This is a genomic window from Mycobacterium sp. TY814, assembly GCF_030755175.1.
Classification (GTDB): domain Bacteria; phylum Actinomycetota; class Actinomycetes; order Mycobacteriales; family Mycobacteriaceae; genus Mycobacterium.
In genome coordinates this window covers 225,695-238,943 of the sequence record NZ_JAUFRY010000002.1, presented here as the reverse complement: position 1 = coordinate 238,943, position 13,249 = coordinate 225,695, and the positions used below count along the sequence as shown (strand labels likewise).

General features: G+C 64.3%; 10 protein-coding genes. 7 read left to right on the top strand and 3 right to left on the bottom strand.

The features are described from left to right. Nucleotides 1–33 precede the first annotated feature (33 nt). Both QXH22_RS14950 and QXH22_RS14945 read right to left on the bottom strand, forming a co-directional pair. Nucleotides 34–1,995: a 1-acyl-sn-glycerol-3-phosphate acyltransferase gene (locus QXH22_RS14950; protein WP_306276140.1), complete on the bottom strand. Its 1,962-nt coding sequence runs from the start codon at nt 1,993–1,995 to the stop codon at nt 34–36. Then, a complete protein-coding gene (locus QXH22_RS14945) occupies nt 1,920–3,437 on the bottom strand; it encodes an HAD-IB family hydrolase (protein WP_306276139.1) in 1,518 nt (505 codons plus the stop codon). The genes QXH22_RS14950 and QXH22_RS14945 overlap by 76 nt, the downstream gene beginning before the upstream one ends. A gap of 373 nt (nt 3,438–3,810) precedes the next feature. On the opposite strand from QXH22_RS14945, the gene QXH22_RS14940 reads away from it, so the two are divergent. From QXH22_RS14940 to QXH22_RS14925, 4 genes are read left to right on the top strand one after another with little or no spacing between them, the layout of a single operon-like run. Next, nucleotides 3,811–4,911 carry an NAD(P)-dependent alcohol dehydrogenase gene (locus QXH22_RS14940; protein WP_306276138.1) on the top strand — a complete coding sequence of 367 codons (1,101 nt, stop codon included), beginning with the start codon at nt 3,811–3,813 and terminating at the stop codon, nt 4,909–4,911. Between the two features lie 53 nt (nt 4,912–4,964). Then, a complete protein-coding gene (locus tag QXH22_RS14935) occupies nt 4,965–5,897 on the top strand; it encodes an alpha/beta fold hydrolase (RefSeq protein ID WP_306276137.1) in 933 nt (310 codons plus the stop codon). Further along, a complete protein-coding gene (locus tag QXH22_RS14930; RefSeq protein WP_306276136.1) occupies nt 5,890–7,302 on the top strand; it encodes a wax ester/triacylglycerol synthase domain-containing protein in 1,413 nt (470 codons plus the stop codon). Before QXH22_RS14935 ends, QXH22_RS14930 begins: the two co-directional genes overlap by 8 nt. 11 nt (nt 7,303–7,313) lie before the next feature. After that, nucleotides 7,314–8,456, top strand: a complete 1,143-nt coding sequence (locus tag QXH22_RS14925; protein ID WP_306276135.1) for a LuxR C-terminal-related transcriptional regulator — start codon at nt 7,314–7,316, stop codon at nt 8,454–8,456. Nucleotide 8,457: 1 nt separating this feature from the next. On the opposite strand, the gene QXH22_RS14920 is transcribed toward QXH22_RS14925, so the two are convergent. Continuing rightward, nucleotides 8,458–9,564, bottom strand: coding sequence for an NDMA-dependent alcohol dehydrogenase (locus QXH22_RS14920; protein ID WP_306276134.1), 1,107 nt, complete (start codon nt 9,562–9,564; stop codon nt 8,458–8,460). A gap of 97 nt (nt 9,565–9,661) precedes the next feature. On the opposite strand from QXH22_RS14920, the gene QXH22_RS14915 reads away from it, so the two are divergent. The 3 genes from QXH22_RS14915 to QXH22_RS14905 all read left to right on the top strand — a co-directional run bounded on the left by QXH22_RS14915 (nt 9,662) and on the right by QXH22_RS14905 (nt 13,249). Then, complete coding sequence (locus QXH22_RS14915) at nt 9,662–11,134, top strand: cytochrome P450 (protein WP_306276132.1); 1,473 nt, start codon at nt 9,662–9,664, stop codon at nt 11,132–11,134. A 262-nt stretch (nt 11,135–11,396) separates the two neighbouring features. Next, entirely contained in the window at nt 11,397–11,726 is a 330-nt protein-coding gene (locus tag QXH22_RS14910; protein WP_306244891.1) for a hypothetical protein, read from the top strand. 191 nt (nt 11,727–11,917) lie between these two features. Next, nucleotides 11,918–13,249, top strand: coding sequence for a cytochrome P450 (locus QXH22_RS14905; protein WP_306276131.1), 1,332 nt, complete (start codon nt 11,918–11,920; stop codon nt 13,247–13,249).

The window sequence follows — 13,249 nt, the reverse complement described above, 5'->3', positions numbered from 1 at the left end:
GGTTTATGGTCAGACCATATTACCAAAACTCAATCAGGTGGCGCTACACCGGGATGCTGAGCCACCCTCTTGCGCCGGCGCGAAACCCCGGTACATGCCAGCAAGTTCACCGATCGAGCACTGCAGTTCCTCGAGTTCGGTGACGAGAGCCACCCGGCCGGCCCCGCTGTCGGAAGCATCTGAGTCCAGCAAGCCGCGGTGCCGCGCCAACTTCAGCGCGGTGGCGAACATCTCTCCCGACACCGACTCCTCGGTGATGCGGTGCTGTAGTGACCATTGCCGGGCAAGGCGAAGGCACCGTTCCAGCAGGACCTGTTCGTCCACGGCGGAACCGGGACCGAGTTTGAGTAACTCTTCGGCCATCACCCGATATGCATCAACGAACGGCCTGAGCACGAGATGCGCTACGAGTAGCTCACTTTCGTCGAGACTGCGTGCCGCTTCCTCGGTATCCAGCGGCGCGTTGCGGTCGTGGCTGCGTTGCGTCATGATCGCGAACTCATTCCACAGTTCATCGGCGAACTCGGCGCGCGCGGCAAAGAAAAAGTCGAACTTGAGAAGTTCGCGAACGGCCAGCGCCTTCTCCCACCCCGTCCGCTTGGTTGCCCCCGGCGTCCGCGTGATGGCCAGCAGCGCCAACTCGGCGATCGCTCTCATCACCAGAACATGAATCGCGCTGTTGCGGTACACCGCAACGATAAGATGCTGGTCGTCGCCGATCCCCCAAACCGTGGTCGGCCCAGCGGAATAGCACGTCAATACACCGGAGCCAACCAGGTCGTGCAGGGTCTGCGACACCGTCGCACGGTCAGTAAGATCGGCGCCGCCCGCCACGGGCCACCCGCGTGCACGCAGGTAGCGGGCCAGCGGCGCCACGGTGGCGCACACTTCGTCCAGGGTCAGTGCCCGGTCCGCGCCCAGCATCGCCACACATACCGCGGCCGTCGCGGTAACGGGGGTGGCCTGGTTGAGACGGTGACAGATATCCAGGGCGATGCGTTCGACAACTTGCCGGTCGCCCAGCCCTTCGTTGCGCAACGCGACGGTGCGCTCGTAGAGGGGCACCGGCGAACCGAAGTCGATGTAGATGCGCCCCAGGCGATGCCGAAGGCCGCGAGCGTAACTCAGCAGCCAGCGCGCGTTCTCTGGCTTCTTGGGCAGGCCGCGTGCCTCCGCGGCCATCAATTTGACTTCATGCAAAGGCAATTGGTCGAAAAGAATGGAGACCGGGACCGCCAGCGTCTGCTCCGAGCGCACGGATTCCACCGCGTCGGTCACATAGCGCAGCAATCCGTATCGCGGAGGCCGCAACTTGCCGGTGCGGGTCCGGCCTCCTTCGATCGACCACACCAGATTACGGCCGCTGGCCACCATCTGGCCGACCAGGGCGCGCAGGGCCAGCCGGTACACCGGCACATCACCGGTGGCACGCCGCACCGGTATGAACCCGTTCCGCCGGGCCAATGTGCCCAGCGGAAAGAAGTTGAGGTTGGCGCCGGCGAGCCCGAACGTCGGGGAGATCCCACCCTGGGTAAGCCGCGGCGGAAAGGAGAATTGATCCAGGTAGGAGCGATGCGAGATCAAGAAGATCAGGGCATGGTCGCGATCCAGTTCGCGCAACCTGGCCAGATCGTCGTCGTCGATCACGACCTGGAACCCGCGCACCATCCACCTGGAAAGCGCCTGCCAGGCGCGCACCACCGGGGGCACGTGCGAGGCCGCCATCTCCCGGATGTAGACGGCGGCCTCCGCCCTCACATCGGCCACGTCACGGTCCAGTTGCGAGGCCAATTGTGCTGTAGCAGTTCGGAGTTCACCGCTTTCCAGCACAGCGATCTCCGGGCGGTCCCCCGCCCGCAACGTGGTGGCGGCCGACCAGTTCGGTCTCAGCAGCCTGGCCAGGCCATTCGGCGTCGCCGTCACGTCGGAGTCGCCACCGGTCGCGATGCGGCGATTGCCGCGGACCATGTGCATCCAGCCTCGGTGCCCGGCCAATTGTCGAGGGTGTCCACATACAGCTGGCGCATCCTCGGCACCCACTCATCGAGATCCCGGCGAGTCCAGTCAGCCGTCGGCACCGGCTCATGGACCACCACCTCGATGGTGCCCTCCTGCGCCACTTTGGCGTTGCGCCACATGATTTCTCCGGCGTTGCGTATCACAATCGGAACGATCGGCACGCCGGCGTCCCGGGCCAGATGAAAGCCGCCCTTCTTGAACACGCCGACGCGCGGACTCAGCGACCGGGTGCCCTCTGGCGAGAGGGCGATCGAGACGCCCGCACGCAGCCTGTCCACTGCCGGCTGCATCGCCGAAATGGCTTTGGCGGTGTTGGAGCGGTCGATGAAGGCGACATCGGCCATTGTGAGCAACTGCCCCAACACGGGTATCCGCTTCACCTCATCCTTGGCCACCACCGTGAAGCCCCGCTGGACGACTCGCGAAACGACCAGCGCGTCGATCAGGGTGCTCTGGTGATTGATGAAGAACACTGCCGGCCGGCCCCTGGTGTGCTGCTCGCCGGTGACCTCGATGCGAACGTTGCCCAATTGTCCAGCAAGACGGCCGAACACCGACGTTGCCATGTCCATCCCGCCGCGCCGATCGAAAGTCAGCACCCCCGCGACTGCGCCCGCGCCCACCGCCGCTGCGAACCCGCCGAACAAGCCGGTAGTCCGGGCCAGCGCCATCGGATGCAACGTGCTCCGCCTGGTCCGGAACCGGATGACCGGCCAGCCACGCTCACTGGCGCGGCGCGCCAATTCAGCCCCCGGGTTGACGGCGTGCGGATGGCCGACGCCACTGAGGAACGGCACGTCTTCGCCCCCGTTGGCATAGGCGTAGCAGTTCTGCAGCGGAATGCGTTTGCGGCCGGCGAATTCTCGGACCGCAGCCAATTTGCCGTCGCCCCAGGGCGGGCGCCCGGCGATTTCCCCGGTGAGCACACCGTTTTCGGACGCGAGTTCGGTGCACAAGATGTGGTCGATGCCTAATTCCTGGGCCATGGGCTGCACCTGCATCCGCGTCGCAGAGGTGGCGATAACAACCGTGTGGCCCCTGTTTTGGTGGGCGCGCACCAGCCGCCAGGTGCCATGGAAGAGTGCGCCGGCGACCTCCTGTGTGAACAACTGCTCACCCAGCTCCATGAGGTCGTCCTCGGTGCGTCCGGCCCAGCTCCGAATCCCCTGTAATAGAAGCTCTTTGAATGCGCCTTCGTCCAGGGGACCGCCGAGCGCGGCGAGCATCGTGCGGACGAACTCGTCGGGTCCGAGTTCGAAATTGCGGGCGCGGTGCGCGATGAGGGCACTGGCCGAGTAACCCTGGATCAGGGTTCCGTCGAAGTCGAAGAAGGCAGCCACCTTCGGGCCAGCCGGAGCCGACTTGATGCGCTCGATAAGCTCATCGACCGCGATCACCGGCGGTGCCGTACCGGTCATCTCATTCTCTCGATCCCCCGCACTCGACGGCGCGGTCGTGGTGGCCACAACCCTGGCCCGGCAGGAAGAGCGCAACGGTGGGTGGCTGGCGGTTGTCACCAACGCTGTGACCATCCCACTATGAAGAGCCGAGATGGTTCGGGCCAAGGGCGCCTGGGCGATATACCCCTTCTGCGGGGTAGAGAACTGCCCGATGTGGTGACGCGGGGCGCGGGTCGTTCGACCACACTCGCAGCATCGGGTTCGGTGAGTCGATCCGTACATCTCGCCGAGTCCGCCCGGGAAGCGCCGGAAGGTGCGGTCAGCGAGGGAGATCAGCTTCCCGCGTCCTCCCACCGAGGCAATCACGGCGAAACAGAAAAAGGGGCAGCCGATGCAGATCTCAGCGGCAGTGGTGCAGGAGGTCGGCGCGCCATTCACCATCGCCGATGTCGAACTCCAAGAGCCGGCACCCGACGAAGTACTGGTGAAGATCGCCGGAGTCGGCATCTGCCACACCGACATCGCGGTCAAAGAAGGGCACCTGCCCTTCCCGCTGCCCGGAGTCCTGGGGCACGAAGGCAGTGGCACCGTGGTATCGGTCGGCAGCGATGTCACGACTGTCACCGCCGGCGACCACGTCGCGCTCAGCTTCCACAGCTGCGAGAAGTGCCCTCACTGCGCAAAAGGGGAACCCGCGTACTGCCACAACTTCCTCGAATACAACTTCGGCGGGCTGCGCGCCGATGGGACGTCCGGGCTGGACTCCGCCGGAACGAAACTTGCGGCCAACTTCTTCGGTCAGTCGTCTCTGGCCACACATGCGCTGGCTCACGAACGTAACGTCGTCAAGGTGCCGCCGGATGTACCGGTCGAGCTGGTGGGGCCGCTGGGATGCGGCATCCAGACCGGGGCAGGCGCCGTGTTCAACTCGCTCGACGTCCAGCCCGGATCGACGGTGGTCGTCGCCGGCGCGGGCGCGGTAGGACTGTCCGCCGTGATGGCCGCTGCCGTACGCGAAGCGAAAACGATCATCGCCGTCGATCTCCACGAGAGTCGGCGCGCGCTGGCAGCCGAACTCGGTGCCACCCACACCGTCGACCCACAGGTCGGGCCGCTGGACGAGCAGATTCGGGAGATCGTCCCGGCGGGAGCCGATTACGCGATCGACACCACTGCGGTGACTCCGGTCGTGGAACAGCTGCTCGCCTCCCTCGGGGTGCGAGGCACGCTCGGATTGATCGGCGTGCCGGCCAACCCGCAAGCCACCTTCTCGGTCGGGCTGTTCCAGCCGCCGCTACTGGGCCTGACGATTCGGGGCATCGTCGAAGGTGACTCAGATCCACAGACCTTCATTCCCTACCTGCTCGATCTCTATCGCCAAGGCAGGTTCCCCTTCGACAAGCTGATCACCACGATGCCCTTCGCTCAGATCAACGAGGCAGTCGACGCCCAGCTCCGCGGCGAGGTCCTCAAAGTCGTCCTCAAGCCGTGACGCGAGTTTCGACGACCCCAATGGAAAACCACCCGCGCCGAAGATCGGCCACAGTGGCCACCGCCCTGCTGGCCGGGAGCACCGTGGCCGCGGGAGCCGCACTCGCCCGGCACAATTCCGGCGGACCGCGGGCCGTCGTCGACGGGCTGGAGCTGACCCCCAGCCACCGCGCCGGGGCCGGGTCACCCCTGCTGTTGCTGCACGGCATCGGAGCGATCTGGCGGGCCTGGTCGCCGGTGCTGCCGCATCTGGAACCGCATCACGATGTAATAGTGCCGACGTTGCACGGTCACGCAGGTGGGCCATCGCTCAATTCGCAAGTCGCGCCGTCGGTTCAAGCTCTGGTCGATGCACTCGAGGAGGAACTCGATCGTCTGGGCCTGGACAAGGTGCATATCGCCGGCAACTCCCTCGGGGGGTGGATAGGGATCGAGCTTGCCCGCCGCGGACGGGCGCTGTCGCTGGTTCTGCTCAGTCCTGCCGGGGCCTGGCGCTCGCCTCGTCGCCTGCGGGTGACCGCGCACGGTGTCCGCTTCTCCCTGAATGGGCTGGCTCGATACTCGTCGCGAGCCGACGCGATCGCCACCCGGCGGGTGCTTCGCTGGGCGCTGCTGGCAGGTCAGGTCGCGCATCCTCGAAAGGTGCCGCACGAGACGTTGGTGACCTATATCCAGGCAATGGGGCATTCGACGGTCGTCGACCCGCTGCTGCGGGTGCTGCACCTGAACCCGGTGGAGCCACTACCCGAGGACCGCGCCTACCCGGTCAGGCTGGTGTGGGCGGAGCGGGATCTTGTGCTGCCGTTCAAGCACTTCGGCTCTCCGATGCTCGAGCGTCTGCCGGGAGCCGAGCTGATCCGCCTCAGCGGCGTGGGCCATGTCCCGATGTCGGATGATCCGGCCGGCGTCGCCGAGCTGATCCTGGATGTCACCCGTGGCGTTGACGCCACAGCAGCACCGGCGCAGAGAGTTGTCGACAATGTCTGACGATGCCGAGGTGTTGGCGTCTTGGGGCGGCGGTCAAGACCTCAGCGCGTGGGAAGCCCTGATGTGGCGCACCGACGGCGACTTCCGCACCCGCTCCACCGGTGTGATGATCGAGTTGCTCGACACCGAACCGGACTGGGATCGGCTGGTGGCCGCCCACCATCGCTTCACCCAGCGGGTCCCCCGGCTTCGCGAACGCGTCGTCGAACCGGTGCTGCCCCTGGTTGCACCGGCCTGGTCTCCGGACCCTCATTTCGACCTGGAATACCACCTGCAAAGAGTGCGGCTGCCCGGCGACGGGTCGATGGCCGAATTGCACCTGCTGGCCGCCCAATTCGCTGCTCGCCCACTGGATTCCGAACGTCCGCCATGGGAGGCCCTCCTGGTGCTCGGCCTCGCCGGCGGTCAGGCCGCTTACCTTTTCAAACCGCATCACAGCCTCAGCGACGGGATCGGTCTGCTGCAACTGCTCGACCTCGCCCATGGCCACAGCCGGGAGCCGGGGCCCTCCGGCGATCGACGGTTTCCGGAGCCGCGACCGACGGAAACACCGGAAGGGCTGTTGATTAACCGGTTGGCCGGCAAAGCGATAGACGCGCCCGGGACTGCACTACGCGAAGCCCTGAACGCGGCCGGCCGGTTTGCCGGCGACCCTGTCGGAGCGACCAGCGATGTGGTGAAGTTCGCGATGTCGCTGCGGCGGGTCCTGACTCCTCCGGAGGCGCCACACTCCCCCGCGTTGACGGGTGGCGGATCCGGCTATCGACTGGACACCTTTGACGTCGGACTCGATGATCTCAAAGCCGCTGGCCGCGCCGCCGGAGGGTCGGTCAACGACGCATTCCTGGCCGGACTGCTCGGCGGAGTGCGCCGCTATCATGAAAAGCTCTCTCTCGAAGTCGATTTCATACCGGTGGCGGTGCCTGTCAGTCTTCGCACCGACGCCGACCCGATGGGCGCCAACAAGTTCGCTGGTGCGCGGTTCGTAGCGCCGGTCGGGGAATCGGACCCCGGTGAACGCATCGCTGCCATTCACAAGTTCGTCGCCGATGCGCGCATGGAGCCCGCACTCGGATTCCTGGATCTGCTGGCGCCGGTGCTGAGCCGCCTGCCGGGCATCGTGCTCACCCGTATCGCGGGCGGGATGACGGGCCTGTCCGACCTGCAGGCCTCCAACCTCGGGGCGATCGCGCGTCCGCTGTATCTGGCGGGCGCGCGGGTAACCCGCATCTACCCGATGGGTCCGCGTCCAGGCGTCCCGGCGATGTTTGCGATGCTGACCTACGAGGGAACATGTTGCATCGCAGTAAACTTCGACCCCGAAGCAATCTCCGACTCCGCCGCGTTCTTGACGTGCCTGCGGGAAGGTTTCGATGAGGTCATCGCGCTGGCGAGGCCGGATTGACGGTCGATCGAATGGAATGCATCGAGTTGGCCCGCGAAGTCGTCAGCGCCGCCGAGAAATTACTCGGCAGCGCGACGCCGCGTCCCGGGTACTGCGATGACGACCTCGATTCGGCCGCGGTGGCATTATCAGCGGTTCGGCGCGCGCTCAATGAACGTCTGAGCACCTACGGCGCAGCCCCCGACGAGTGGGACACAGCACAGGCCCAGCAGATTGCCGCCCTGCTGGTGCGATCAGAACATGCTCAGGCAACGGTCCTCGACGCGGTCCTGGCCCGGCGGGCCGCCAAGGTTCTCGCCCTGCGCGACGCGCTGGAGCGGCTCCGCCAGGCCGGATCCACAGCAGACCTCGTCGAGCGAGCGGCCGCGGAAGCTCACTACATGGGATTTGACCGAATTTTGTTCTCGCGCATCAACAAGGGATTGTGGCTGGCGTCTTCGGCATATGCCGGAGCCGATGAAGGGTTCGCCCATACCTTGGTGGAAGTAGGTCTCGCGCACCCGCGCAAACTGACCGGCCCGCTGCTCGAGGCCGAGATGGTGCGCCGCGGTGCACCGATGGTTGTTCGCGATCCGCAGGCAAACCCCCGCGTCTACACCGAGCTGGTCGCCCTTACCCAGACGAATGCCTACGTCGCGGCTCCGGTGCTTGCCTGGGACCAGCCGATCGGTCTGCTCCACGCAGACCGGCACGAACGCTCGGTACTGGTCGACGAATCGGACCGCGATGTCTTGGGCGTGTTCGCCGAAGCGCTCGGCGTCGCATTCGAACGAAACTTGTTGCTGGGCAAACTCAAACAGGTGCAGCTCACCTGTAGCGAATACTCGCGCGGTGTCGATGCTCTCGTCGATGACGTCACTGTTGCGGTGGCGGAAAATGCCTCCATCAGCGCGAACGCCGAGCCTTCCACGCCCGCGGTGTCTGCCGTCACCCAACCGCAAAAAGACTGTGGCGGTCGCGCCTCTGAGAAGCTCACCCGCCGCGAGTGGGATGTATTGCGTGGTCTCGCTGCGGGAAAGACCAACGCGCAGATCGCGATCAGCTTGTTCGTGGCTGAGGGGACGGTCAAGACGCACGTCAAGCACGTGCTGAGGAAGCTCGGAGCGGCAAACCGGACCGATGCCGTCGCCAGGTATCACCGCCTGCTCAATTAACTCAGAATCTGATCACACCGCGAATATTGCGGCCCTCCAGCATGTCCTCATAGCCCGTGTTGATCTCGTCCAGCGAGTATTCGCGGGTCACCAGTTCGTCGAGCTTGAGCTGGCCGAGGTTGTACATCTCCAGATAGCGGGGGATGTCGTGGCGCGGATTCGACGACCCGAACAGCGAACCGTGAATCGACTTCTCGTAGAGGGTCAACTCGAACAGCGAACCACTGATAGCTAATTCGGTCGGATGCCCGATAGCGGTGACGACGACCTTGCCACGCTTACCTACCAGGCTGAGCGCTTGGCCGACATAAGCACCCTCAGCCACATCGGTCGTGATGATGCACGCATCCGCGAGCTGTCCGCGGGTCAGTTCCGCTATCACAGACCGCGCCTCGTCAACGGTGGCCGACGTGTGGGTAGCGCCGAAGTCAACGGCGCGGCGTCGCTTGTAATCAATCGGATCCACCGCCACGATGTGCCGCGCGCCTACGGCCTTCGCGCCCTGGATGGCGTTGCTGCCGATGCCGCCCACACCCAACACGACGACCGTGTCGCCCGGTCGCACCTTCGCGGTGTTGATCACGCTGCCGAAACCCGTTGGCACGCAGCACCCGATCAACACAGCACGATCCAGGCGACTACCGGCGTCGACCTTCACCACCGACGCGGTCGGAACCACCGTGTACTCAGAAAATGTTCCCAATAAACACATCTGGCCCACGCCGGTGCCGCGAGCGTGAAATCGGTGTGTCCCGTCGAGTTGCGGGCCCTGAACTATCGCGGCGCCGAGGTCACACAGATTCGTAATGCCGCGCGCACAGTACGAGCATTTCCCGTACGCGGGCAGGAAGCTCAGGACGACCGAGTCGCCCTCGGCCACGTCGGTTACCCCGGGTCCGACGGCGGCTACGATGCCGGCACCCTCATGTCCGCCGATGACCGGAAACGGCACGGGTATGTCGCCGGTGACCAGATGGTAGTCCGAGTGGCATAACCCCGAGGCGGTCAATTTGACCATCACCTCGTCGGGTCCCGGTGGATCCAGGCTGACGTCTTCCACTTGCCACTTCTCACCCACGCCCCATAACACCGCGGCTTTCGTCCTCATATGACCAACCTTCCATGTCGTCGGAATGCCCACGCGGCCAACTCATCCGCCCCGTTCGCGACCGGGTCATCGATTGTTGTCACGCCGCAGGGTTCCCATGCGTCTCCCCGACGGGGTGTTTTTTCTCCCCTCATCGGGACGGCTGGCAGGACCCACCCCACGTCGCCTCTCATCGCCCGATAGAAATACCGATCCCGGGGTAGGAAATTTAGCCCGGGTGGGAGATGTGCCACGGGTCACAGCCACCTACCGTCGGCTCATCCACCGCCGATCGTGCGGACCGGCAATCACGACGATGGGACCGATCATGGCTGTAACCGATGAAGGCGTCAGAACCGATCTGAACACGATGGCGTTCTGGGAGCGCCCCCGCGCCGAACATCACCGGACCTTCAAGTGGCTTCGGGCGAACCGGCCGATCAGCTGGAACCATGCGCCTGAGGCACTCGACCCGAACCTGGATAATGCCAAGGGATTCTGGTCGGTTGTCAAACATCGCCACATACAAGAGGTGTCCCGCAACCCGCAGGTCTTCAGCTCTGCCGAGGGAGTGTTCATCGACGACTTCCCGCAATTGGAGACGATGCTGTCGTTCATCGTGACCGACCCGCCCCGGCATACCGAGATGCGCAACATCGTCAATGTTGCCTTCGCACCACGCAATATCAACCGGATGGTCGACCAGATCAACGGCCTGGTCGCGAAGATCATCGACAAGGTAGCCCCACTGGGCGAGGGGGACCTGTGTCAATTGATCACCAAAGAAGTGGCCGGCCGGGTCTTCGCCAACTTCATGGGCATCCATGACCCCGACCACATTCAGTACATGATGGACGCAGCCGAACAGTTCGCCGGGTGGCTCGACCCCGAGTGGGCTCACATCGGTTCACCGTTGATGGTGTTCGCCGACGCCTCCAGCAAGTTGTCGACGCTCGCGCTGGAACTGGCCAAGCCACGCAAGGAGAAGCCCGGCGACGACCTTCTCACGTGGGTGGCCCAGGCCGAGTACGAGGGCCACAAACTGACCACCGAAGAGGTAGGGGTCTTCTTCGCATTACTTGCCGCCGGCGCCAACGACACCACCCGGCACGCAATGGCGCACGTGGTCACTCTATTCCAGCGCAATCCTGACCAACTCGATTACTTGATGCAGGATTTCGAGGGCCGGGCCGACGATGCCATCAACGAGGCCTTGCGCATGGAGCCGCCGCTGATGCACTTTCGCCGCACCGCACTGCGCGACTACGAACTGGGCGACGTCACCGTAAAAGAAGGCGACAAAGTGGTGATGTGGTATATCTCCGGCAACCGGGACGAAGAGGTCTTCGAACGGCCAGATACGTTCGACATCAGCCGCACTCAGAAGCACAATCCACACCAGGCGTTCGGCGGCGGCGGTCCCCACTATTGCATCGGCCACGCGCTGGGTAAGGCGGTGCTGAAGGCCCAGATGCGACAGGTGTACACCCGGATGAAAAATCTGCAGTCCGAAGAGCCAGAGCTGTTGCTCTCGAACTTCATGAACGGCGTGAAGCGTCTGCCGGCGAGGTGGACACCCGAACAACGCTGAATTCGACTGTCCTGGTGGCCTTTCGCGGAACCTCGGCGTTGCGCTTCGCCCGGATCACGGCGAACTGATACCCCCAACGTGGGATCTATGTCCCCCCGTCATGGTGACGCGCGAATGACGACCTGACGCCGAGACTTGACGCCATCATCTCCGCAATTGCCGGCGAAGGATCTTCGTGAACAGCGTCGCACCGAGTATGACGGATGAGCGCGCACGCTGACCTGCCGGAGAGCGACAAGCGCCGGACATCGAAGGAAGCACCATGAATTTCAGGGACGTCATAGAGATCCTGGACGAATCGGTCGGCGGCCCGGACGCTGATGTGGCTTCGCACGGCCCCTTCTGGCGTGATGTCACACGAGACACATTCGTCGAGATGAAAGTCGGTGGAAGGAAGCTCGTCATCCTTGGTGACGGTGCGAATTCAAGCCTGGTGCTGTCTTTGAAAGGCAGAGCACCGTTCGGTTCAGATCTCGACGACCCCCCCGCGGGCGCAGTGACACCACAGATGCCCGCGTACCTCGACCCCGTGCCGGGGGAATCGATCAAAAAGATCGAGGAATGGATCGATGCCGGCTGCCCGGCTGATTGACCACCGCGAACAGTCCAATTGAATGCCCGGTCACTCCCGATTACCCCCAACGTGGCAGGTATGACCCCCCGTCATGGTGACGCAGGAACAGGCCCTACGCGAAGAGACTTACCTCACCGGCATCGGCGAGCCCACCGATGTCTCGGGGACACGGTGCTCAGGGCACCTACGGCCGTAGAAAGAGGACACCAGTGACGACCACCCAGCACACCGACTCAGCCATCCTGCCCGCCGAAATCGCGCAACAGATCGTGCTCCCCGCCGGCCATTCCGACCTCACCGCGCTGTACGACGCCTATGCATGGCTGCGCAACAACATGCCGGTGGCGAAGGCCGTTGTAGACGGTTACGACCCCATATGGCTGGTCAGCAAGCACGCCGACATCCAAGAGGTCGAGAGCCTGTCGGAAGTCTTTGCCGCCGGCGGGGGCACTGAGAATCCGGGCTCGCACAATCCGATCCTGCAGAACATCGCCGGTGACGAGTTCACCAAGCAACTCCTCGGCGGGAGTCTGCGCATCCTCGATGCCCTCCCTTACATCGACCCGCCCGAGCACACGCACGCCAAGAACATGGCTTTCGGTTATTTCAAGCCCCCATCGGTCAAGAAATTGGAAGCCTCGATCCGCGACCTCGCCGATGAGTCCATCGAGCATCTCAAGGCGCTTTCGGCGAGGGGCGAAATCGACTTGGTCGACGACTGGGCGCTCGGTTTCCCGCTGCACGTGATGATGACCCTGGTGGGAGTGCCGCGGGAGGACGAGCCGCGGATGATGGCACTCACCCAGGAATTCTTCGGAGCCGCCGACCCGGAGCATCAGCGCGAAGACGTCGCGGCGCTCTCTCCGGAGGCGATGGCACAGCAGTTCTCCGCCACCATCCAGGACTTCTTCGGCTACTTCGACAAATTGGTCGAAGACCGCCGCGCCAATCCTCGCGACGACCTGGCCTCGGTGGTCGCCTGCGCCAAGGGCGCCGACGGCGAGTACTGGCCCAAGTCATTCGTCTACGGTTGGTACACAGCGATTTTCACGGCCGGCCATGACACCACATCGGCAACCCTGGCCGGCACGCTCCAGCAATTGGCACTGCATCCGGAGGTGCTGGCCCGCGTCAAAGCAGACCCGGGTCTGATTCCCGACTTGATCCAGGAGGGCCTGCGCTACGTTGCTCCGGTGAAACACTTCATGCGCCGGGCCCTCAAGGACCACACCATCCGCGGCCAGACCATCAAGGCCGGAGACCGGGTGATGCCCCTGTTCCAGTCGGGCTGCCGCGACGAGGAGATCTTTGACAACCCCGACAACTTCGACATCGGCCGCAAGCCCAACAACCACCTCGCATTCGGCTTCGGCGCGCACACCTGCGTCGGCCAGCATCTGGCCAAGCTCGAACTGAAGGTGATGTTCGAACAACTACTGCCGCGCCTGGAGTCCATCGAAGTAGCGGGACCCGGCAGCGTCACTCAGACGAACTTCGTCGGCGGCCTCAAGCACCTGCCCGCAAAGCTCACCATCTCCTGA